This is a genomic window from Hahella sp. NS-SX17 (genome assembly GCF_057367735.1).
Window position 1 is genome coordinate 5,787,760 of sequence record NZ_CM170632.1, and the last position, 20,343, is coordinate 5,808,102.

Sequence of the window (20,343 nt, forward strand, 5' to 3'; positions counted from 1 at the left end):
GCTATCTAATCCATGTCACGTATTTGTTTCAGGCCATGCATCGCCGCTCGATCACTGGAAGCTTGCGCGGGGTATTTCGTCGCCCCTCGTCCCGCCTGCGCATCATATAAAGCGGGCGGCGCTTCCCGCCCCAGGCCGGACAGCCACCCCGGCTGTTTAAACTCAAGATCCATGGAACGGTGCGCCCATAACCAGGCGGCCGTCGCCAGCAAAATAATACACAACGCCAAAGTGGCTCGATAAAGCGTCTTGCGTAACATGCTTTTTATAGGTCTTACATGAAAGAGGGGGTTGAAGTTATTAAGGCCGCCACAGCGGTTACGAGGGATTATGCAAGGAAGGGAGCGGCTTGAAATCACCTGTTTGGGTGAAAAACACCTGACGGAAAGCCCTCGCCACAAGGCTCTTCGCTGCGAGGCTCAGGCGCACTGACGCCTAGCGCCGGAATTGACCGGATTACTGTGCGCCAGCGCGAATCAGTCCACCCAGACCATGTTGGTCCAACACCTCGTGCAACATGGCGCGGATCTCTTTCTCATTGCGCATGCGTGAGGCTTTTTTCCAGAGTTTCTCCGCTGTCTGATGAGAGACGGAACGAATCACCCACTTGGTTTTCGGCAGGTTGTAGGCGGACAGGCTGAGCATCTCCACTCCCATGCCCAGCAGTAACAAGACCGCTGCCGGATCGGACGCCATTTCGCCGCACACGCTGACCGGTACGCCATGCTTCTTCGCCACCTTGACCACGCGACCAATGGAGCGCAGCACCGCCGGGTTCAACCAGTCGTAGAGGTCGGATACTTTGGCGTTGTTGCGGTCCACCGCCAGCATGTATTGGGTGAAGTCATTGCTGCCGATGGAGAAGAAATCCACCATTTGCGCCAGATCTTCCAACAGCACCATCGCCGACGGCACTTCAATCATGGCGCCGACTTGCGGTTCACTCACTTCGACGCCAGCTTCTTTCAACTGTCCGATGGCTTCCTGCAGCAGGCTTCTAAAGCTCTCGATTTCATCCAGACGGCTGACCATGGGCAGCAATATCTTGAGGTTGCCAAGGTAACGTCCGGCCTTCAGCATGGCGCGAATCTGGCTGATGAAGATACCGGTGTTATCCAGCGTAAAGCGTATCCCACGCCATCCCAGAAACGGGTTTTCTTCCGTAAAGCTGAAATAAGGCAGATTTTTATCGCCGCCGATATCCAGGGTGCGCATGTACACCGGCCTCGGCGCATAGGCTTCCAGCACTTTGCGATAAATCTGCACCTGCTCTTCTTCCGAGGGGAAGGACTCGTGCACCATGAATGGAATTTCTGAGCGATACAGCCCTACGCCTTCCGCGCCGCGTAAAAGTCCCGGCGAGATATCCGCCAGCAACCCCGTGTTGGCGAACAGTTTGACGCGGAAACCATCTGGAGTTTGCGCCGGCAGGTCGCGCAGCTCATCCAGCCCTTTGATCAGTTTCTTCTCTTGCTTGGCGAGACGTTTGAACTCTTTGCGCAGCGCGTCAACAGGGTTGAACACCACTACCGCCCGGTAGCCGTCCACCACCGCTTCCGCATTTTCGATCAGCGCAGGCTTGATGTCACCGATTCCCATGACAGCGGGAATACCCAGCGCATTCGCAAGAATCGCTATGTGCGACAATGAAGAGCCGCTGGTGCACACCAGCCCTACCAGATGCTCTGGCGGGAATTGGGCGACATCGGTAATGCTCAGATTCGTGCCCACAATGATCGTAGGCTCACTGACATTGATAACATCGGGACTGTCGACGCCGCGCAGGTTCGCGTAAATACGATTGCCGATGTGTCGGATATCATCCGCCTTGGCGCGCAGATAAGCGTCATCCATTTTCTCAAACACGCGGGCGTGCGCCTCAACGGTTTTGCGTAACGCGGAGGACGCACAAAGTCCTGAGTGGATGTGATTGACGGTTTCGGTGGTCAGTTCCTGATCTTCCAGGATCATGCGATATACGCCGAACAGCGCCAGCACATCTTTGGGTATGGAGCCCGCCATACGCTCGCCGCTGGCGTTCAGCTCCTCTTTCGCTAATTCCAAAGCCTTAGTGAAACGGGCGATTTCCAGATCAGCGTCTTTAGCTTCCCGATCCGGCGCTGACGCCAGATCGTGGCCTTTGCCAACCCAATGTACGCGACCAATCGCCATGCCTGCTGCGCCTTTGACGCCGCGGAATTTCAAGTTCGCCTTGAACTTATCCCGGCATACTTCGCGGTCAAACACGCCATCCTGCTGCACCCATTGGCTCAATGGACCGGCCAATTGGGCGGCGATGGTGACGACAAACGCTTCCTGCTCGTCACTGAAATACGCGGCTTCTTTCTTTTGCACCGCGATAACGCCGATATTCTTGCGGAAGTTGATAATCGGCGCGCCCAGAAAAGCCGAGAAGCGTTCTTCACGGGTTTCCGGGAAATATTTGAAGTTAGAGTGCTTTTCCGCGCTGTCCACGTTCATCAATGACTGATGCTGCGCAATATAACCAACCAGCCCCTGCCCGACGGGCAGACGCACCCGCCCCACCGATTCCGGGTCTAACCCCCGGGTCGCCATCAAAACCAATTCCTGGGAAGTTTCATCCAATAAATAAATACTGCATACATCCGCCCGCATTGCGGACTGTACACGATCGACGATCAGTTCAGACAGGTCTTTGGCGGCGTGCAAATCCGCCGCTTCTTGAAAGATTTCCCTAAGGATTTTTAATGGCTCAAGCATGGCGATACTCTGGAGAATCAAGCTACGGCAAACTTAACTAGCTCACCAGTGGTAAACAGGCAGGGATAACTATAAGCGCCAGCCCGTCATATTACCAAGAGGGAATTTCCACTGTTTTCGCATATTTGACATAAATCGGCTTGTATCCTGCATGTTTTTCTAAAATTACATCGTCGACGATATCCAAGTGTGACGAATATCTCTATTCCATCGCTCATCATCTCGTTATAGGCCGTGATGTGGCTTTATCTGGAACTGCCCAAACCTGCGCAATGGTCGCGCCAATCCAGTCTACACTTGCCAAAGGCAACGCCATTACGCCGAGGCTGCTATGTGTGGAAGATTCAACGTCACCGACTCCCCAGTCGTGATCGCCCTGATGGACTCACTCGGATTCGACACCAGCGGATTGAAGTCGCATTTTTACCAGGATGATTTGTTCAATATCGCCCCCACTGAAGAAGTGATGGTGGCGGTGCAGGAAGAGCTGACGAATTTTTTCAGGAGCATGCGCTGGTGGCTGACGCCAAGCTGGGCGCCAGAGCCAACCGCCAAGTACAACATGTTCAACGCCAAAGCGGAGACCATTGAAACCAGCAAGGCCTTCAAGGGTTCGTTTCAGCGCCGCCGCGCCATAATTCCCGCCAGCGGCTTTATCGAATGGAAGCTGGAAAACGGCGTCAAACAGCCTTATTACATCAAACCAGAATCCGGGCACTGCTTTTTCGGCGGCGTCTGGGATATCTGGAGCAAAGGCGACGCCTACCTCGAATCCTGCGCCATCATCACCACCGAAGCCTCGCCCTCTCTACAGGCACTACACCACCGCATGCCCGTGCTACTGACGCCAGACCAGTTTAACGCCTGGCTGAACGCCGACACGCCACTAGTCGATATCCGCCCGATGCTGGCGCCGCGAGAACTGACTAACTGGATGTATTATCCGTTGAGTACTGCGGTTAATAACGTTAGAAACAAGTCACGCCAAACGATGGAGCCCACTGATTCGCCCAGGCCGCTAGCGGATAAGTAATCAGACCTTTCCCTCTCTACTTCACGTCTGCTGATAGTTTGTCGCCGAGATACGGCAGCCTGGGCACAGAAAGGCGTAGTAGGTTCCCTCTCCAAACTCTGTCACCTCCGCCATGTTCAACTGTCCGATAAACGTCATGACTTCGTGACATTCAGGACAGTCAGGATACGCCGCGGGTTGTTCCCAGGTAGGCATACCGCCGATCTGCGAGAATGTTGTGGGAACGAAGGGAACGGCGGCGAAGCGGGCTTTCCTCGGCTGGGAGGACAGCTTCCAATTGAGCGTGACGAGCGGTTCCACTATCTCAGAGCAGTCAGGAGAATAGATTGACTTTTTGCTGTGCGACGACCATACAGGCGCCCCCTCCTGGTCATAATGCATATAGATCGCCTCAGCAAAACAGGCGCAAAGCAGGCAGGTCGACAGAATCAAACGGTTTCCCTGCCAGGGGAAAAGCGCCAACCTCGGGTCTTTAAGATTGAGATCAAATAAACGCGTAAGTTCGCCTTCGCACCAAGGGCAGATTGACGCATCAATACTGCCTACGCGAATGGCGTCGCTCGTTTCAGTATCCGTAGGCCCCAGCGCGTAGCAGGCATCCAAGTAGAGTTTTCGCGGCTGATTATGACTATCCAACGTCCAGCCGGCCTCAGCCATACAATTCATCACCGGTACATTCAGACGCGACGCCCAATCCGGCGGCTGCTGCGACCATTGCGCCAGATAGGCCACAACCCTTCTGTCCTCACTCCACGCCAAGGCTTCAAGAATACGGCCATCCAACTCAGGGTCTGCTCCCAAGCGCTCTATCAAGAGGTTGACCACCTCTTCGCTCGCCCCGCGAAATAATATGGCTGGCTCATAACACTCGCTAGACAGGAGGCGTTCCAGCACAGCCGCCAGGTCCGCATCCGTGAACGCCGCCAGCGTCATAGCAATTTCTATTGCACTATCGTCTTCATCGGTCTCAAGCTGTTCTGCGGCATATTCCGCCAAGCGTTGCGTTTCATTTCCCGTCAACGCCTGATAAACCTTCTCGATAGCCCCTGAAAATGGGGTGTAAGTTATTAAGGGGTCTCCAGGCGCAGGCAGGTGATACGCCTTTATGATATCGACCCTGTCAGTCAGTCCTGCGTAGGGGTCAATAACTATGCTGTGCTTACGTATGTACTCTCTCTTCGCTTCCCGCTCCTGCTCCAGGGCGCAGGGCATGCACAAGCCACCTGTGCACTCAGCGGTGCTGGGCAAGATCATATGGTTGCACGACAGGTTTTGGCATTTCATACGTTCAGTCATGGCTGGACTCTTGTTGCGGTTACTAGAGAAAAGAGGTTGTCGTTCGCTTTTGTTCTTCATGGCGGAAAATTGTAATCTGGCCGTCAGCTCCTGACACAATGCTGTCAGTAGCTGACAGGTAGTATTGTCGTGTCGAGACGATAGCTGTGACGAAATCAACGCCGTTACGAAACATACGATAAAACCAAGCAATAAGTCAGAGGGATACTACATGAGTGAAAGCAAAACTATCGCCGGACCATTGGCCGGCCAATGCCTGTGCGGCGCGGTAAAAGTGGCCGCGAAAAACGTCAATTCTGAATACCACGCCTGCCACTGCGGCATGTGCCGTCGCTGGAACGGCGGCCCTTCCATGGCGATTTCCGCGCAGGAAGCGGTCTTTGAAGGTGAGGACAACATTACGGCTTATGACTCTTCCGAGTGGGCGCAACGTGCGTTTTGTAAACACTGCGGGACCAACCTGTACTACCACCTGAAGCCTACAGGCGAGAAATATCTCTGGAGCGGCCTCTTCGACGACCAGTCCCAGTTCAAACTGGCGGGAGAAATCTATATTGACAGCAAACCCGCCGGCTATGCATTCGCTGGAGACCATCCAAGAATGACGGAAGACGAGTTTTTGAAGTCCATTGGCATGAAGTAACCGCTTCGCTGCGCACGGTGACGCTCCCCATCAGCGTGCGCGCCCACTTCTCCTCAACGCCGGACTCATGGGCTTCATCGTAAGCTTGCTTATCCCTTCCCCGCCACGCTATGGTAAAGCGGCTAACGCTTAGCAAAGAGCTAAAGGACTGAACTCAAACCACGAGCATAAAGCGTATGACCGCTCCCATCAGAGAAGAAACCAACGCCCTCGCCCTTGCAGACAAGGCGACTTTTCCCTTTCCGACGCCTGAAGGCCTCATCTACGAAGCGCATTTCAACCGCGATCAGGAATATCTGGCTTTCTTCAGCGAAGACTGCCCCTACGAAGAAACGCTGCATATACAACACCTCGACAGCAGCGGCCATGTAAAAGAAGAAGTCACACTCTCCGCCGAATACACAGGGGGCGTATTTCAATTCGTCGACGCACGCGTCAGTCACATCGATTTCCTCTTCTGGCCGGGCCTCAAGATCCGGGCGGAATGGTTGCAGGAGCCGCGCTTTATGTGGAAAGCCGAGGCGGTTCCAGGAGTTCAACGCTCCGATAAGTTTTTCCGACGCACGCAGATAATCATTACTCAAAGTGACTAAAGGGAACCTAGTATGCCGGACAATCAATCCAACAATAACAGCGCGCATGAAGCCATCAGGCAGTTTGAAATCCAGGCCGTCAATTTCGGGCAACGTTTTATTCAGGACAGTAATGTCCGCCAGATGTATATGGAGAAAACCAAGGCCTATGCGGAATCGCTGAAAGACCTGGTCAACAGCCGTCAGATGAGCCCCAGCGAAGCGGCGCAGGCCGCCAATCAGATGCGTAATGAAATCATGGAGTGGGCCAGAACCAAATCCAGCGACATCGGACGCGCCAAAGCCCGCGCCCTCAAAGCGAAAGGTCTGGATTTGGATGTGCTGTGCGACAAGTACGCCAAGCGCCTGTTCAGCAAGCCCTTCTCGCAACTGAGCAAAGCGGATCAGGATCACGTCTTTCTACAGATTGTGGAAAGCTCCGGCAGAGCGAACCCCAAAGTCTCCGCGAAAGCCATTCGCCTGGGTAAAGCCGGCCGCGCCCTCTGGTTATTAAGCGCCGGCATCGCCATCTACAACATCGCCTCCGCTGAAGATAAAACCCGGGCGACAGGCAGAGAAGCCGCGAATCTGGGTGGCGGTTTCGCCGGCGGCGCAGCGGGAGGCGCGGTGGCGGGATTATGGGCCGGCCCGGTGGGCGTCGCCATTGGCGCCGTGGTCGGCGGCGTTTTGGGCTCTATCATCGCCGACGAAGCCTACATTGAGGTCGCCGCCTCCAATGACCCTTTCGTGAAAACCTTTCTGGACAAACATACGCAAATGTTCAACACCGACGAAGAAGCCATCGCCCGCGACCTGGTGGAAAAGTGCAGCTACGAAATGGACAAGGTCTATAGCGTCTTCAAAGAGCTGGACTGGGCGTACAACTCGGATGCGGACGACGTCGCGCTGCTTTACGTCAACCGAGTGCGCCGGTCGACGCCTATCATCAAAAGCAGTCTGAAAGCGCATACGCCACTGCGCAACCTGCTAACAGCGATATTGGAAGACGGCTGGACCACCTCCAACGAACGTGACGCCATCCGCTACGTGCAGCAAATGTAGCCGCGTTACTTCCCTTGATTGTGGCCGACCGTCTCTTTGCGCTCGGCCACACAGCCACAGGATAAGCCCCTTCCTAAACTCTCAGCCTAAACCAAAGCTTAGTCGTCGCGCATACAAAACAGTCTCTCACTTCCTTTATAATCGAACTCTGATCTCATCGCTGTAATCACGTTTGCACACCCATCATTCAGGACTGGCGACTCGCCTATAACAGGAAGGAGTGATTATGTCGAAGCCTGCGCCTCATTCGTTTCTCTCTGGATCAAAAGCCCTCAAACTGTTCGCCACCGTGGTGTCCATCCTCGCCGGCGTCGTCACCATCATCTTCAGCATTAACCGCGACCCTACATCCAGTCAGCACAACAGCGGCGACAATAACGTCATGGTCGGCGGCAATGTAGGAGGAGATATCAGTATCCGCCAGGAAGACTCTCCTTCCTATCGCATCGACATCATCGGCGAAAAGATGATCAAGCCCGGTGAGAAAGTAGTGGTGAAGCTGGATGCGGAACGGAGACAGCACCTGAGCGGCATGACCTGTCATTGGCAGGTGCAAGGCAATGAAGGCGCGGTGTTGAAGCAAGCGCCGGATAATTGCCAGATGGAGCTGACGCTGGTGTCGATCAGGGATGCGACCGACTTCAGCCGGGTCAGTATTGTAGTGGAGGCGACCACTTCCGCCGGAAAACGCTACAGCGCCGTCAATGAACTCATGGTCAGGCCGGACCCGAATTCCAGCCAGTTCATCCAGCAACAGCAGGAGGCGCTGCGTGAAAATATGACCAAAATGTTCGACGCCGCTGGAGAAACCGTTAACAGCGCACAGACTGACGCAATGAAGTTAAGCGGCAGACTGCGACAGTTTCAGACAGATGTTCGTCGCAACGGACTTGCCGCCAAATTGGAACATAGACCAGACAGGGTATTCGAGTGTACTCCCAGCGGCTGCAAGGTAGATGCGCAAGAGCTCTGTGAAGCCCAGGCGACGGGGCTGGCCTTCGGACCCACCCATGGAAATCATGCTTTTCAAACCGCCATCGACTGCCGTGAGGTGGAGGCTGGCGGAATAAGCGAGCTTTGTCTCATCCCTCCTTTTGACATCATCGGGCTGAAGCCTGGCGCCGAACTTTACGGAGACATTCTCTTCGCTGACGCCGGGTCCATTCCGTTCAATATCAAAATCAGCTACAACGCAGACAGTTACGATCATCGGGACTCCAGTTGGACGCCGTTGCGCGCCAAGGGCGCTGACTACGCGGAAGCGCCGTTCGCCGCGCTTAAGTTTGAAGCGCATGGAAGATCATTTCAGTTATTCCTGGGAGCGTCCGGCGCCCAGTGTTATGTCTCCAGGCCCAGCCTGGAGATCGCCTACGACTCCGACGGCAAGGGGTTCATCAATACCTCCCAGGGAGGACAGGCGCAAAATGTCTTTCCCATCGTTCCGCCCCAAAGCGACGCGATTAAAGTGCGAGTCAGCCATGACGGTGAGTCCCGGGAGTTCAGCTACGCCTTCGACCTGGACCAGATCATACGCAAGACCGCCGCTAACCTGGGCCGTCCTCAATTGAACTGTCATCGCAACGCAGAGATCATTGGCTGCGCGCCGCCGGACCATGACCCATTGGTGATTTGGGCGAATGTACAGAGGATTCGCTATAGCGCCAGCAGCGACCAACTCGAAAACAGCTTACCCGTGAGTATTAAAGGAGAGCAGATTTTTGAGAAAAACCCGCGAACCATCCTCAGCGCATACCGGTTTACCGTACCAGGAGACTGGAACGATATTTTTTATCAGCTGGAGTTCAAAGACGGCCGTTTGGGTAATGTGGAGCGGATTCCGATGTAACTGTGCGTTTGTAATTAGGGAGTAAAGGTCGAAGTACGTCGGTAATTTTTACAAAAGCAAAACTTAAAGTAAAAAAGGCGGCGGCGAATCCATACATAATGCAACGTCTTTTATTTATAATTGACGTTCGCTTACTTGAGTGTCGGGACAATATGAACTACGCCAGTGTGTGCTCGAACAGCAAAGACAACCGCGAATGCCGTAGAACAGCTCCAAACGTCAGCAAAGTTTACAAAAGTGTAAGCTGCTGTAGATTGACCTCACAGATAAAGCCGACACCGACAGGGAATATGGAAGATGGCGCGCATTTTGCGTAAAACGTTGAATTAAAGGGTACTTTTAACAAGGAATTCTCATGAAGAAAGTTTTACTTTTCTTAACCGTCCTAACGCTTACCTCCACGGTTCGCGCTACTCCCATTACCTATCAGTTTTCAGGCAGTCTGGAAGACGTCAGTAATGTGTTTGACCCCTACTTTCCTGAAAGGGATTTTCCCAATATTGGAACCTCAATGTTTGGAAGCCTCACTTACGATATCGTAGGATCGCCGGATGATCGAAAAATTGTAATCAGCTCCTGGAGCGCCAGAGTCGGTGACTATGTTTTTGGCGACTCAGGCGAGAGCACGATGCCTCCCTTCGAAATGAAAGCGCGTATGAATGAAAACACCTTCAGTTTCACCGATGAAGTCCCCTCTGATAACATTCCTATTTTCTATTTTGACGTCGCTGAATTTGAACTCAACTTTAAAGAGCCTCTTTCACCCTCCTTGAATCACCTCCCTGTTGCTTTATTTGATTCAGGCAGTCTGACGCTTGACGTCAACGCTACAGTGAAGTTTGCTATCACCAGCATCAAGAAAGTCCCTGAGCCCGCCACACTGGCCTTATTCGGCGCAGCCCTTCTGGGACTCGCAGGAAGAGCGCGACGCAAATCTTAAACATTTAACCGGTTAGCGCTTTCTTCATCACACCCTGACAAAAACGGCTGATCTGGGGATCAGCCGTTTTTGTTACTGCAACACAATCAACTTCACGAGAATATCTTCTGCCGCGTTTCGTGCTTGGATTGCTCGATAGCGGACAGCTTGGATCTCACGTCGTCCATGATTTCTTTCATGGTCTGAATGAAATCCTTAGCTTCATCGATATTCGCCGAGTGCTTCTCGGACTCCGCTTCATACTGCTTTTGATGCTCCTGATCCAGCTTGGACTCATAGGTCAGGGGCGCCGCAACCACCGTACCGACGCCCCCCGCCATCTGGGTGAAGGTCTGTCCCAGGTTGGTCAGGTTCTGCGGCACCTGCAGCTTCAGCTGCAACTGCGCAGGATCAAGCTTGGTGTCTTTCATCAACGCATTCGTCTGCTGTGTCGACTTCACCGTCAGTTTGACGGAAGCGGCGCCGCCTGCGATCTGAAAAGCGCCCTGCACCAGGGACGCCGCCAGTTCTTTACCTGCGGAGTCACGCAGCTCCTTGCCGGCGTTTTCCAGCGACTGCCACTTCTGCTGGTACTCGCCATGACGAATGTCGCGGGCGCCTTTTTTCTGCGTCTGCGCCAGCTCATGGATCAAACTCATAATGGCGAAGATATCCACCTCCAGAGTGGCGCTGGCCTCCGACAGCTTGCCGTCAAGCTGCTTCCCTGGCGGGCCTGCCTTGCTATCAGGGCTCTCCAGTTGTGGTTGGTAGGTCTCACGACTGAAACGCATCAGCGGTATGTCCTGCTTACCGTCGCTGAGCACCAGCGAAGCCTCCTGTTTGGGACCTTTAACCGGAACAGGGCCTTCCGTATTAATAGAAAAAGCGAATGGGTTATTCGCTTCGTTTACCGGATTAACACTCATAAAAAGTCTCCTATACCATATTCCTGCTGATCTGCATGCGAGTGCTGTGGTCGTTCCCCATGATCTGCAGGATGCGACTGACGCCCTCGTTCAGTTTGGCGATGACTTCTTTCAAGCGATCCTGCTCCGCCTCCATGGCCGCTTGCAACTTCGCGAGTTCCTTCTTCATATCCATTTGGTTAGCGCGAGAATCAGTCGCCTGCTTCTTGTATACGCCAGTGGTTATCTGGGATGCGCCGCTGCCGACCTCCGAGACTCCGGCTGTCGCCGTGGAGATATTCTTCACCTGAGCGCCCGCAACCTGGATCTTCTGCATCTGCTCGGGCGAAGACGCCAGCCTGGTGATCAACCCCGAACCCGCTTTGGCGGCGGAGGCCATACTGGCGCCGACGCAGACAGCGATCGTTACGGCCGCGGTGACGACGCCAGCAACAATGTTGGCGACACTCTCGTCCATTCCCATGGCCTGTAACCCCTTGGCTATACCTTTGGTCATTTCGCCCATCAGGCTGTGACCGGTGGCCGCGCCCACCATTGAATCCACCGCCAACGCCAACATGGCTGCGCCCGCAATGGCTCCCACCCCGGTTGCGATCATGACTGCGCCGGCGATCGCCGTCGCAATGTTGGCTATCCATCCGAAAATTTTGCCGAACAGACCGCCTTTTTTGGCCTTGTCGCCGGCTTCGATGGACTTCTGTATTTGCTCCTGCATTTCCTCATGCTTTTGGTTTTGCTTGGTCCGGTTCAGCTGAATGTCCTGCTGGGAGGAAGCGATCTGCTCGTTGCTGGACTTGGACTTTATCGTTAACAACAGCGCCACTAATTCATCGGAGGAGCGGGGTTGCGGCTGCTCCAGGTCCGGAGCAAAGGACTTGCCCGACGCATTTGGCGCGGCGCCGGTCTGAGGTTCCTGAACATTCAGAGAAACCTGAAGCGGACCGACTTTTTTCTGACCCGGGAGTTGAACGTCCTGATTCTCCGGGTTTCCAATCGGATAATTGAACTGTTGATTGTCAACTACCGTTACCATTGGCCAGGCCCTCCCTTTTCTGTTGCAGTACTGAACGTAATAGCTCAGCTTTGGCGCGCACCTGGGAGTACTTTTCCTGATCGCCCGCCCAATGCAAGGCCGCTTCAATACCGCTTTCCGCCTTCTCCAGATCGTTCAAAGCCAGGTAGCAGAACGCCGCATGCATTGGGGGGTGTGGATTTTCCACATCCAGAACGGCCATGTAAGAATACGCCTGCACAGCTTCCTCATACTTCTGCTGCTGTTGCAGACAGGCGCCCAGCCCCATCCAGAACCGCTTATCCAAATGCCCGTACAGGCAAAGGAAACGGAACAGCTTTTCCGACTCCCCATTGCGATTCTGTCGATACAGGTTGTACGCCACCGTGTAGACCGCCTCCAATTCATTGTCGGTGATCCCCTTGATCTCGCCCAAGGTTGCGTGACCATGCACCACCGACTCCAGAAGCGCTTCAAAGCGGGCGTCTGCGTCTGGTTGTATTGCTTGTGCTGATTCAGCCACGGAATGTCTCCTTTACTGATTAAGTTCTGTGAGTTCAGAACACACGCAGGCCATCAGTTGATCTTGTTAATGGTCGCCATGATGGTGTCGTGTTCTTTCTTCTGAATGTTGGTCATCAACTGGTAGGCCTGCTGCTGCTTGTTAATCAGCCCCTGCAGGCGAATCATTTCCATCTGTGAGTCGTTGTTGAGGCCGTCCCGCTTTTGCTTCAGGGTTTCAGCATAGGAGTTGAGCTGGTCTTTGCTGACTTCGTTGCCTTTGACATCAACGCCTTTGGACTTCAGCTCAGTCACTTCCGCATCCGTCAGCGTGAGTTTGTCCTCCCCCTTTTTCAGCCCCGCGGCCTTGTCATTCACCATGGAAATGGTTTTGCCGTAATCCTTGATCTCCGTGTTGATGCTCTGCATCCGTTCGCTTTGGGATTTAACCTGACCATCCAGCAAACCAACGCGCTCTTCCTGCAGCAGCATGATTCGTGTAAACGGGTCCATATTGGCGTCGTCGAATTTGGACGCATTCTTAGGATCGCCAGTAGGCGTAGTAGTCTCGTATGGATTGACGGGTTGGTTGTTGGTTACAGGGACTGTACTCATCTCAATTTCCTCGTATTAAATAGGTAAGACCGAAAAAGCTGAGGGCTAAATCGCCAGATAATTACGGTTGGATTTTTTGCGTTTGATGGGAGTCGTGGTACGGCTACCGGTCTTCATGATCTCGGTAATTTCATCCCGCCATTCCTGCAGTTGCTCCATACCCTGCTGCTTGAACCCTTCGGAAGCCAATGGGTGATTCAATATCTTCTGAGCGCTGCCTCGGGGAATTCCCAGGGATTGAAACAACTTGTCTCCCTGCTCACGCATATTTTCCGCTTTACGGATCAACGCTTCGGACTCCGCCAGCGTTTTCTCCACCTCTACATCCGTAAATGTCTGGCTCATAGCTTTAACCTCACTTTGATTTAGTCATGAATAACCCTCTCGCCGCACCGCTTGGGGATCACCGTCGCGGTTTACGGAGAGGATCATTAGTTGAGTAACGGAAAGACGCAAAAAGTCGCTGTTTTTGGGAATATTTGCGTCTAAATTGGGAATTGCGGCGCTGTTTGGGCGAGTTGGGGGAGAGGATTTGGAGAGAGGGACAAAAGCGGAAAAAAGAGCGCTGGAGGAGTTCCACCGCTCTCGATATTTAGCTCGATGAGGATTACAGACAAATCCGGCTGATCGGCTGCACCGTGATGTCCTGAGTGAGTTCTTGATAGGACAGCACGCACAGTTCGAAGAAGTCGCGCTCGATCATCTTTCTGACATAACGGCGGATGTCCATGGACACCAGTAACACCGGTTTATGCTGCAAAGCGTCCAGATCCCCGACTTCCCGATGCAGTTCATTGATGAAATTCTGAGTGGTGTCCGGGTCAAGGGCCAGATAAGCCCCGGAAGACGTCTGTCGGATGCCGCCGCGAATGGACTCTTCCAGGTCCTGATCCAACATATAAGCGGGCAGCACATTCTGGCCATTACAGAACTTATAACTGATGTAGCGGCTCAGGCTCTTGCGAACGTACTCCGTCAGCAGCACCGTGTCTTTTTCCTTTTGGCCCCACTCCACCAGCGCCTCCATGATGGCGCGCAGATTACGGATGGAGATATCTTCTGACACCAGCCGCTGCAAAATCTCCGCAATACGCTGAATCGGCACGACGCGCTGCACCTCTTTCACTAAGTCGCCATATTGTCCTTCCATTTGGTCCAGCAGGTAGCGGCACTCCTGCAAGCCGATAAACTCGCTGGCGTAGCGTTTCAAAATAAAAGACAGGTGGTAAATCAACAGCCGCGGCGCATCCAGATATTCGATACCCGCGTCCTCCATGGCGGGCGCATGGGATGTCTCCACCCAGTATGGATTGGCTGACATCGCCAGCTCGCCCTGCTGATGGGGGATGCCAAGAATGTCCAGTTGCTCCTGATCCTGCAACACCACCACTTTATCCGCCGGCAAGCGCCCCTGCGCCACCGGCACCTCATGCATCAAAATGGTGTATTCGCCGTCCTTCATGCTCTCGTTGAAACGCAGGTGAATGCCCGGAAACGGAACGCCCAGGTCCAGATACAGTGCGCGCCTCACTCTGTATAACTCGGCGTTCAGTTCAGAGGGCTTCAGCATTTGCTGACAGGACGCCGCCACATCCAGCAACAAGGGCACTGTAGGCGAAAAGTCGTCTTTTTCCGGCGTTTTGCTGGGCGTTCGGGTTTGTCCCGCCGCCGCCATAGCGGGAATGTCGTCATCGTCCGCGTCGGCGTGTTTGGCTTTACGACTCATGATAAAACCCACCGAACTGATCAACCCGGCCAGCACCAGGAAAACAGCCGTTGGAAAGCCCGGAATCAAGGCGAAACCCAACAACAAGGCGCCGCCGATAAAGAGCGCTTTCGGCTGCGCGCCGATCTGTCCGCCGATATCGCGCCCCAGATTTTCCGACTCATCCGTGGACACGCGGGTGACGATGAAGCCGGCGGTGATAGAGATAAACAAAGCGGGAATCTGCGCCACCAGACCATCGCCGATGGTCAACACCGAATAGATGGCGGCGGCGTCGCCGGCGCTCAGGCCATTTTGCGTCACCCCAACCAGGATACCGCCGAGAATGTTAACCGCGGTGATGATCAAGCCGGCGATCGCGTCGCCTTTGACGAACTTCATAGCGCCGTCCATAGAGCCGTATAGCTGACTTTCCTTCTCCACTTTGGCGCGTCTGACGCGGGCTTCCTCCATATCGATAACTCCGGCGCGCATGTCGCCGTCGATACTCATTTGTTTGCCAGGCATGGAGTCCAGAGAGAAACGCGCACTGACTTCCGCCACCCGCTCCGAGCCCTTGGTGATAACCAGGAACTGCACAATGGTCAGAATCAGGAAGATAACGCCGCCCACCACCAGGTTGCCGCCGACGACAAAGTTACCAAAGGTGTAGACGATCTGCCCGGCGTCCGCCTGCAACAGAATCAGACGCGTAGTGGTGATCGATAACGCCAATCGAAACATAGTGGTGATCAGCAGCATGGACGGAAACACGGAGAAGTCCAGCGGCGATTTGATGTACAGCGCCAGCATCAGAAGTATCACCGACACCCCCATGTTGATGGCGATCATGACATCCACCAGCATGGTCGGCATAGGCAGTATCATCATAAAAATGATGCCCACCAGGAAGATCGCCAGCACCACGTCGTTGCGCTGGCTGAGCGCGCTCAGAACAGAAGCTCCTCTACTCATACGACAGAGTTCCTTGTTAGTTGATGATATTTCTTCAGGCTTTTACGCGCTTCCTCAGGACGCTCCAGCGCCCACAGCGCGTGACTGCGTATCAATAGAAATGGCGCGGTTTCCTGTTTCACGCCCAGTTCCCGGAGGCTGCGGTCGCTCAGGGTCAGCGCATCTTTGTAGCGCGTGGCCTTCAGACAGGCGAAGGCGAGCCCGCGGGTCACATAAGCATCGTCGGGACAGAGTTTGGCGGTGGCCTGCAACAGGGTCAGCGCCTTTTTATGATGGTTCTGCTGCAGGTATACAAACGCCAGCGCCAACAGCCATTCACGGTTGGCGGGACTGAGAGACAGTGACTCGCTCATCCGACTATGCCTCGATCAACGCATTGCGATACTGATTCAGGTAACGCATATCGTCCTGATTATCCCGCAAAATTTTCTCCGCCTTGCTGAACAGCTCACGGTCCTCTGGCGATTGCTGGGCCAGTTTTTGAAAGAGTCCGCGCACTTCCCCGTATTGCCGCTCGAAATCCACTGGCGACAGCAGGCTTTCAGAGCTGACCCGGGGTTTGATGAAGGAGTCGAGCAATGACGACTCTTCGCCTTTGCTGTAGAGCTGACGTAAATGTGACACCACCTGCCCGCCGGCGGGGGTGAATTTCTTACGTGACGGCAGCTGACGCTCGTCCGCCGCGTTATAAAGGGAAAGCCCTTCGATATTGGAGCGCAAAGAGATGTTGTTCATGCGACAGCCTCCTCGTCCGTCCCGTTTTTAAACCAATGATCGAGTCCGGTCAGTCTGAGCGCCTCCAGCAGATTCTCTTCCGCGTCGATCACTCGCCATTGCGTCGGCCCATAAGGCGCCAGGCGTGCGATACTCAACAGCAGAGTCAGCACCCTGGTAGACGGATGCGGAGGCTGGTCGCAGCGGATCAGCACCCGCTCCTCCCCCTGTTCCGCCAGTTCGCGACAGCGCATCAGAAACGACTTTTCCACTTCCGGCTGCAGCGGCCAGGGCATGCTCAGAATGACATCCATCAGAGATTACCCAGTTTGCCGGTCAGTTCCTGATAGCGATGCCGCAGGCGGCGGATAGCGCCGTCCAGGAAGTCAATGGACGCCTCGGAGGCGTTCATGCAGATGGTCATCACCAACCGCCTTTCCCCCATCAGGCCCGGCTGGATCTGATAATCCGTGGACGTTTGATAGTGGGTCAGTTGCAACAGTTTTTCGGCGACTTCGTCCACTTCAAACTCCGGTAATTCATAACTGAGGGACACCGCCAGGCAATCGTCGCGCTGGTCCAGGGTGATACGCTCGCCGGTTTCGTAACTCAGCGCGGTGACGCCTTCTCCCACGCCATTGACGCCCATGCTGCGGCCATAGGCGTTCAACATGTTGTGAATCGCATTCATTTTTTCGACTTACTCCTGTTCTGAATTGATCGTCGCCCCACTCTCATTCTTCCTGCTCCTTGATAAACAATTGCTCAAGGGCTTCCCTGGATACGCCCAGCAGGCGTTCCCGGTCGGCGGGGTCGTTGTAGGTTTTTTCGGGAATTTCGCGAAATACTGTGTCCACTTCCCGCAACAGGTAGATCTGGTTTTCAATGCCCTGCACATTCATTTCCATTGGGATAGAAGCAATCTGGGACGGTTGCACCCAATCCATTTCCTTGATGTCCAGCACTTTGCCCATCAGGTCCTGGCCGCTCTTACAGTCCTCCTGACCGTAGAGATCGCGCATCACGCCCATGATGTCGCAGCATTGTTCGTGCACGCCGCCCAGCAGCTTTAGGGCGTACATATCGTCCATGATCGCCTTAAGCCGGGTTGGCTCAATGGACGGCCCTTGCGCGTTGTAATCAGCGCCCAGGGCTTTCATCAAAAATTTGCGCACGGTTTCAAACGGACTGCCTTTATGGCGCTCAATGATGCTGCGATACGTCTGAGTAATGCCGCCGTAGTTCAGCACCGCATCGCGATAGGCGTCGCGCAGCAACTGAACGTCTGTTTTCAGACGGTCGGCGAATTCGGAGGCGGTAAGCGAGACATTCAACCCGGCTCGCACCGCCTCGCCTTTACTATTCATCAGCTCCGTGGCGGCGCTTTTGATCATCTTCAGCTGTTCAGCCTTATCGGCGCCGCCAGCTTTGGCTTCCTGCTCCAGCACCTGTAAGGCGACGAATTGCAGGGTCGGGTCTTTGGAGAACTCCTCCAGGCGGCGCATCAATTGCTGAGGCGTAGAGGGAAAGTTACTGGCCATACGCTCAATGAGCACTTTCATTTTGACGTTCTTCAGCAGATCAGGGACCTGATCCATCATTTCCCGGATTTTCTCAATCAGGATCTGCTGGTTGTTTTCTTTCTTGCCGGTGGACATCTCCCGCCGCGCCAACGTCTTTTCCGCTCGCTCCTTGAACAAAAGAGACACTTCCTCTTTGGCGTCTTCCAGTAAAGAGGACGCGCTCTGCTTCACCTGCACATTTTCCCCGTGCAGCTTGCCCTGCCGGGCAGCCGCTTCATTCGTGGATATCGACCCGCTCTGCAGGACAGGAGCGCTGGTCCGGTTGACGATTTGCTCACTCAAGTTTGCGATCTCCGGCAATTGAACATGCAACTTTCTCCCTGTTGGTAACACCCATAAGAAGAAAGTTTTTCTGCGAAAGTTAATTTCCGCTTTAAGGAGTCAAACGTGAGCCAGTTGAGCCATGTGTTATCAGACCTGCGCTCGGCCATCGCCGAGGTGCAGCCGGTCGGCCTTCGCGGCCGGGTGACCAACGTGGTCGGCACCATCATCCGGGCGATCGTTCCCGGCGCTCAAATCGGCGAACTTTGTTATCTGGAGTCCGCCGGCGCGCCCCGACTGCTCGCCGAAGTAGTGGGCTTTCAGGAGAAAGAAGCGCTGCTGACGCCGATGGGCGACATGCTGGGTATTTCGACCGCCACGGAAGTGATCACTACCGGGCAGTCCCACCACATTGCGGTCGGCCCTCATTTGCTGGGCCGCGTGTTGGACGGCATGGGCGCCCCGATGGACGGCAAAAACGCGGACTTTCCCTCCGACCTGCAGCACTACCCGGTCTACGCCGACGCTCCCTCCCCCATGATGCGCCGCATGATCAGCGAACCGCTCAGTCTCGGCGTGCGCGCTCTGGACGGTTTGCTCACCTGCGGCGAAGGCCAGCGGATGGGCGTATTCGCCGCCGCCGGCGGCGGTAAGAGTACGTTGCTGTCTATGTTGGTCATGGGCGCGGATGTGGATGTCATCGTTATCGCCCTGATCGGAGAACGGGGCCGCGAGGTGCGGGAGTTTATCGAACATAACCTGGGACCGGAGGGGCTGGCCCGTTCAGTGTTGGTGATCTCCACGTCGGACCGCCCGTCCATGGAGCGCGCCAAAGCCGCCTATGTGGCCACCACTATCGCTGAATATTTCCGCGACCAGGGTCAGAAAGTGTTGTTGCTCATGGATTCAGTAACACGTTTCGCCCGTGCGCAGCGGGAAATCGGTCTGGCGGCGGGAGAGCCGCCCACCCGGCGCGGCTTTCCGCCTTCCGTGTTCGCCACCCTGCCCAAGCTGCTGGAACGGGTGGGCTTCAACGACAAGGGCTCCATTACCGCGCTCTACACCGTGCTGGTGGAAGGGGATGATATGTCCGAACCCATCGCCGACGAGGTGCGCTCCATCCTCGACGGCCACATTGTGCTCTCGCGCAAACTGGCCGCCGCCAACCACTATCCCGCCATCGACGTGCTCGCCAGCACCAGCCGGGTAATGACCGCCATCACCAGCCCGGAGCATCGTCAGGCGGCGGGCAAGATGCGCGAGCTGATGGCCAAGTATGTGGATGTGGAGCTGCTGGTGAAAATCGGCGAATACCAGCGCGGCAGCGATCCGCTGGCGGACGAAGCCATCGCCAAGATCGACCGCATCCGCGGCTTTCTCAAGCAGGCGACCGACGAAAAGTGCGACTTCCCAGCCACGCTTAACGCCCTGGCGCAGTCGGTGTAGATCATGCTGTCCGCACTGGCCGACATCAAAAAGCTGCGCGAGCGCAACGCCCAGGCGGAGACTCTCAGGAAACGTCAGTTACTGACGCAGGCCCAGGCGAAACTCGAAGAGGCCCAGCGCGACCTGCAACAGTTCGAAATCTGGCGTGTGCAGGAAGAACATCGCCTGTATGACGGCATCATGGGATCAGAGGTCGGGCTTAAAGCCATCGACAAAGTCAAACACCAGATCGGCATGCTGCGCCTGAAGGAAATTTCGCTGACGGAGCAGGTTGAACAGGCCAGGGTTGAGCAGACTAAAGCCGAAGCCGATTTGAGACAGGCGGAGCTGGCTTTGGCGGAAGCCGGCAAAGCCGTCGAAAAGTGCCAGATGCTGATTGCGCAAATGACTGCCGAGGCTAATGCAGAGGCTCTGCGACTCGAAGATCTAGAGCTTGAGGAAGCCAGCGAAACCAGTTTTTCACGCCCCCAAAACTAAACACAGTACTCCAGA

22 protein-coding genes are annotated in these 20,343 nt (G+C 54.9%); 8 read left to right on the forward strand and 14 right to left on the reverse strand.

The genetic code is table 11. The features are described from left to right. Nucleotides 1-5: 5 nt before the first annotated feature. The gene (locus tag AC2IBB_RS25720) at nt 6-260 is read right to left on the reverse strand and encodes a hypothetical protein (protein WP_486329561.1); all 255 of its coding nucleotides are present in this window, start codon (nt 258-260) and stop codon (nt 6-8) included. 196 nt (nt 261-456) lie between these two features. Further along, complete coding sequence (gene ptsP, locus AC2IBB_RS25725; protein ID WP_486329562.1) at nt 457-2,742, reverse strand: phosphoenolpyruvate--protein phosphotransferase; 2,286 nt, start codon at nt 2,740-2,742, stop codon at nt 457-459. A 331-nt stretch (nt 2,743-3,073) separates the two neighbouring features. Here ptsP and AC2IBB_RS25730 point away from each other — a divergent pair, with 331 nt between their 5' ends. Then, on the forward strand, nt 3,074-3,775 hold the full coding sequence (locus tag AC2IBB_RS25730; RefSeq protein WP_486329563.1) for an SOS response-associated peptidase: 702 nt from the start codon (nt 3,074-3,076) through the stop codon (nt 3,773-3,775). Nucleotides 3,776-3,796: 21 nt separating this feature from the next. On the opposite strand, the gene AC2IBB_RS25735 is transcribed toward AC2IBB_RS25730, so the two are convergent. Next, nucleotides 3,797-5,071 carry a hypothetical protein gene (locus AC2IBB_RS25735; protein WP_486329564.1) on the reverse strand — a complete coding sequence of 425 codons (1,275 nt, stop codon included), beginning with the start codon at nt 5,069-5,071 and terminating at the stop codon, nt 3,797-3,799. 211 nt (nt 5,072-5,282) lie between these two features. On the opposite strand from AC2IBB_RS25735, the gene AC2IBB_RS25740 reads away from it, so the two are divergent. From AC2IBB_RS25740 to AC2IBB_RS25760, 5 genes are all read left to right on the forward strand, one after another. Continuing rightward, a complete protein-coding gene (locus AC2IBB_RS25740) occupies nt 5,283-5,714 on the forward strand; it encodes a GFA family protein (RefSeq protein WP_486329565.1) in 432 nt (143 codons plus the stop codon). A gap of 176 nt (nt 5,715-5,890) precedes the next feature. Further along, entirely contained in the window at nt 5,891-6,307 is a 417-nt protein-coding gene (locus AC2IBB_RS25745; protein WP_486329566.1) for a hypothetical protein, read from the forward strand. Nucleotides 6,308-6,319: 12 nt separating this feature from the next. Then, the gene (locus AC2IBB_RS25750) at nt 6,320-7,348 is read left to right on the forward strand and encodes a hypothetical protein (protein ID WP_486329567.1); all 1,029 of its coding nucleotides are present in this window, start codon (nt 6,320-6,322) and stop codon (nt 7,346-7,348) included. Nucleotides 7,349-7,574: 226 nt separating this feature from the next. Then, on the forward strand, nt 7,575-9,194 hold the full coding sequence (locus AC2IBB_RS25755; RefSeq protein ID WP_486329568.1) for a hypothetical protein: 1,620 nt from the start codon (nt 7,575-7,577) through the stop codon (nt 9,192-9,194). A gap of 355 nt (nt 9,195-9,549) precedes the next feature. Continuing rightward, the gene (locus tag AC2IBB_RS25760) at nt 9,550-10,134 is read left to right on the forward strand and encodes a PEP-CTERM sorting domain-containing protein (RefSeq protein ID WP_486329569.1); all 585 of its coding nucleotides are present in this window, start codon (nt 9,550-9,552) and stop codon (nt 10,132-10,134) included. 92 nt (nt 10,135-10,226) lie between these two features. On the opposite strand, the gene AC2IBB_RS25765 is transcribed toward AC2IBB_RS25760, so the two are convergent. From AC2IBB_RS25765 to sctW, 11 genes are all read right to left on the reverse strand, one after another. Next, nucleotides 10,227-11,039 (reverse strand): hypothetical protein, encoded by an 813-nt coding sequence (locus AC2IBB_RS25765; protein ID WP_486329570.1) that lies wholly within the window; start codon nt 11,037-11,039, stop codon nt 10,227-10,229. 10 nt (nt 11,040-11,049) lie between these two features. Continuing rightward, entirely contained in the window at nt 11,050-12,072 is a 1,023-nt protein-coding gene (gene sctE / locus AC2IBB_RS25770; RefSeq protein WP_486329571.1) for a type III secretion system translocon subunit SseC family protein, read from the reverse strand. Beyond that, a complete protein-coding gene (locus tag AC2IBB_RS25775) occupies nt 12,056-12,574 on the reverse strand; it encodes a SycD/LcrH family type III secretion system chaperone (RefSeq protein WP_486329572.1) in 519 nt (172 codons plus the stop codon). The genes sctE and AC2IBB_RS25775 overlap by 17 nt, the downstream gene beginning before the upstream one ends. 53 nt (nt 12,575-12,627) lie before the next feature. Next, nucleotides 12,628-13,167: a hypothetical protein gene (locus tag AC2IBB_RS25780; RefSeq protein WP_486329573.1), complete on the reverse strand. Its 540-nt coding sequence runs from the start codon at nt 13,165-13,167 to the stop codon at nt 12,628-12,630. Between the two features lie 45 nt (nt 13,168-13,212). Further along, nucleotides 13,213-13,512 carry a hypothetical protein gene (locus AC2IBB_RS25785; protein WP_127969167.1) on the reverse strand — a complete coding sequence of 100 codons (300 nt, stop codon included), beginning with the start codon at nt 13,510-13,512 and terminating at the stop codon, nt 13,213-13,215. A 262-nt stretch (nt 13,513-13,774) separates the two neighbouring features. Further along, nucleotides 13,775-15,847 (reverse strand): type III secretion system export apparatus subunit SctV, encoded by a 2,073-nt coding sequence (gene sctV / locus AC2IBB_RS25790; protein WP_486329574.1) that lies wholly within the window; start codon nt 15,845-15,847, stop codon nt 13,775-13,777. Continuing rightward, on the reverse strand, nt 15,844-16,200 hold the full coding sequence (gene sctY / locus AC2IBB_RS25795; RefSeq protein WP_486329575.1) for a type III secretion apparatus assembly chaperone SctY: 357 nt from the start codon (nt 16,198-16,200) through the stop codon (nt 15,844-15,846). Before sctY ends, sctV begins: the two co-directional genes overlap by 4 nt. A 4-nt stretch (nt 16,201-16,204) precedes the next feature. After that, nucleotides 16,205-16,582, reverse strand: a complete 378-nt coding sequence (gene sctX / locus AC2IBB_RS25800) for a type III secretion apparatus assembly protein SctX (RefSeq protein WP_486329576.1) — start codon at nt 16,580-16,582, stop codon at nt 16,205-16,207. Next, the gene (locus AC2IBB_RS25805) at nt 16,579-16,875 is read right to left on the reverse strand and encodes a hypothetical protein (RefSeq protein WP_486329577.1); all 297 of its coding nucleotides are present in this window, start codon (nt 16,873-16,875) and stop codon (nt 16,579-16,581) included. The genes sctX and AC2IBB_RS25805 overlap by 4 nt, the downstream gene beginning before the upstream one ends. Next, the gene (locus AC2IBB_RS25810; protein ID WP_486329578.1) at nt 16,875-17,252 is read right to left on the reverse strand and encodes a hypothetical protein; all 378 of its coding nucleotides are present in this window, start codon (nt 17,250-17,252) and stop codon (nt 16,875-16,877) included. The genes AC2IBB_RS25805 and AC2IBB_RS25810 overlap by 1 nt, the downstream gene beginning before the upstream one ends. Nucleotides 17,253-17,295: 43 nt before the next feature. Then, nucleotides 17,296-18,426, reverse strand: coding sequence for a type III secretion system gatekeeper subunit SctW (gene sctW / locus AC2IBB_RS25815; RefSeq protein ID WP_486329579.1), 1,131 nt, complete (start codon nt 18,424-18,426; stop codon nt 17,296-17,298). Between the two features lie 105 nt (nt 18,427-18,531). Between sctW and sctN the strand changes: the two genes are divergently transcribed. Continuing rightward, a complete protein-coding gene (gene sctN, locus AC2IBB_RS25820) occupies nt 18,532-19,851 on the forward strand; it encodes a type III secretion system ATPase SctN (RefSeq protein WP_486329580.1) in 1,320 nt (439 codons plus the stop codon). Nucleotides 19,852-19,854: 3 nt separating this feature from the next. Next, a complete protein-coding gene (locus tag AC2IBB_RS25825; RefSeq protein ID WP_486329581.1) occupies nt 19,855-20,328 on the forward strand; it encodes a type III secretion protein in 474 nt (157 codons plus the stop codon). Nucleotides 20,329-20,343: the final 15 nt, after the last annotated feature.

Coding starts and splice junctions, on each gene's coding strand:
- sctY (WP_486329575.1), bottom strand. CDS start 16,200: ATGAGCGAGTCACTGTCTCTCAGTCCCGCCAACCGTGAATGGCTGTTG.
- AC2IBB_RS25765 (WP_486329570.1), bottom strand. CDS start 11,039: ATGAGTGTTAATCCGGTAAACGAAGCGAATAACCCATTCGCTTTTTCT.
- AC2IBB_RS25780 (WP_486329573.1), bottom strand. CDS start 13,167: ATGAGTACAGTCCCTGTAACCAACAACCAACCCGTCAATCCATACGAG.
- AC2IBB_RS25740 (WP_486329565.1), top strand. CDS start 5,283: ATGAGTGAAAGCAAAACTATCGCCGGACCATTGGCCGGCCAATGCCTG.
- AC2IBB_RS25825 (WP_486329581.1), top strand. CDS start 19,855: ATGCTGTCCGCACTGGCCGACATCAAAAAGCTGCGCGAGCGCAACGCC.
- AC2IBB_RS25730 (WP_486329563.1), top strand. CDS start 3,074: ATGTGTGGAAGATTCAACGTCACCGACTCCCCAGTCGTGATCGCCCTG.
- sctE (WP_486329571.1), bottom strand. CDS start 12,072: ATGGTAACGGTAGTTGACAATCAACAGTTCAATTATCCGATTGGAAAC.
- sctX (WP_486329576.1), bottom strand. CDS start 16,582: ATGAACAACATCTCTTTGCGCTCCAATATCGAAGGGCTTTCCCTTTAT.
- AC2IBB_RS25805 (WP_486329577.1), bottom strand. CDS start 16,875: ATGGATGTCATTCTGAGCATGCCCTGGCCGCTGCAGCCGGAAGTGGAA.
- AC2IBB_RS25755 (WP_486329568.1), top strand. CDS start 7,575: ATGTCGAAGCCTGCGCCTCATTCGTTTCTCTCTGGATCAAAAGCCCTC.
- AC2IBB_RS25720 (WP_486329561.1), bottom strand. CDS start 260: ATGTTACGCAAGACGCTTTATCGAGCCACTTTGGCGTTGTGTATTATT.
- AC2IBB_RS25735 (WP_486329564.1), bottom strand. CDS start 5,071: ATGACTGAACGTATGAAATGCCAAAACCTGTCGTGCAACCATATGATC.
- AC2IBB_RS25745 (WP_486329566.1), top strand. CDS start 5,891: ATGACCGCTCCCATCAGAGAAGAAACCAACGCCCTCGCCCTTGCAGAC.
- AC2IBB_RS25785 (WP_127969167.1), bottom strand. CDS start 13,512: ATGAGCCAGACATTTACGGATGTAGAGGTGGAGAAAACGCTGGCGGAG.
- AC2IBB_RS25810 (WP_486329578.1), bottom strand. CDS start 17,252: ATGAATGCGATTCACAACATGTTGAACGCCTATGGCCGCAGCATGGGC.
- sctV (WP_486329574.1), bottom strand. CDS start 15,847: ATGAGTAGAGGAGCTTCTGTTCTGAGCGCGCTCAGCCAGCGCAACGAC.
- AC2IBB_RS25750 (WP_486329567.1), top strand. CDS start 6,320: ATGCCGGACAATCAATCCAACAATAACAGCGCGCATGAAGCCATCAGG.
- ptsP (WP_486329562.1), bottom strand. CDS start 2,742: ATGCTTGAGCCATTAAAAATCCTTAGGGAAATCTTTCAAGAAGCGGCG.
- AC2IBB_RS25760 (WP_486329569.1), top strand. CDS start 9,550: ATGAAGAAAGTTTTACTTTTCTTAACCGTCCTAACGCTTACCTCCACG.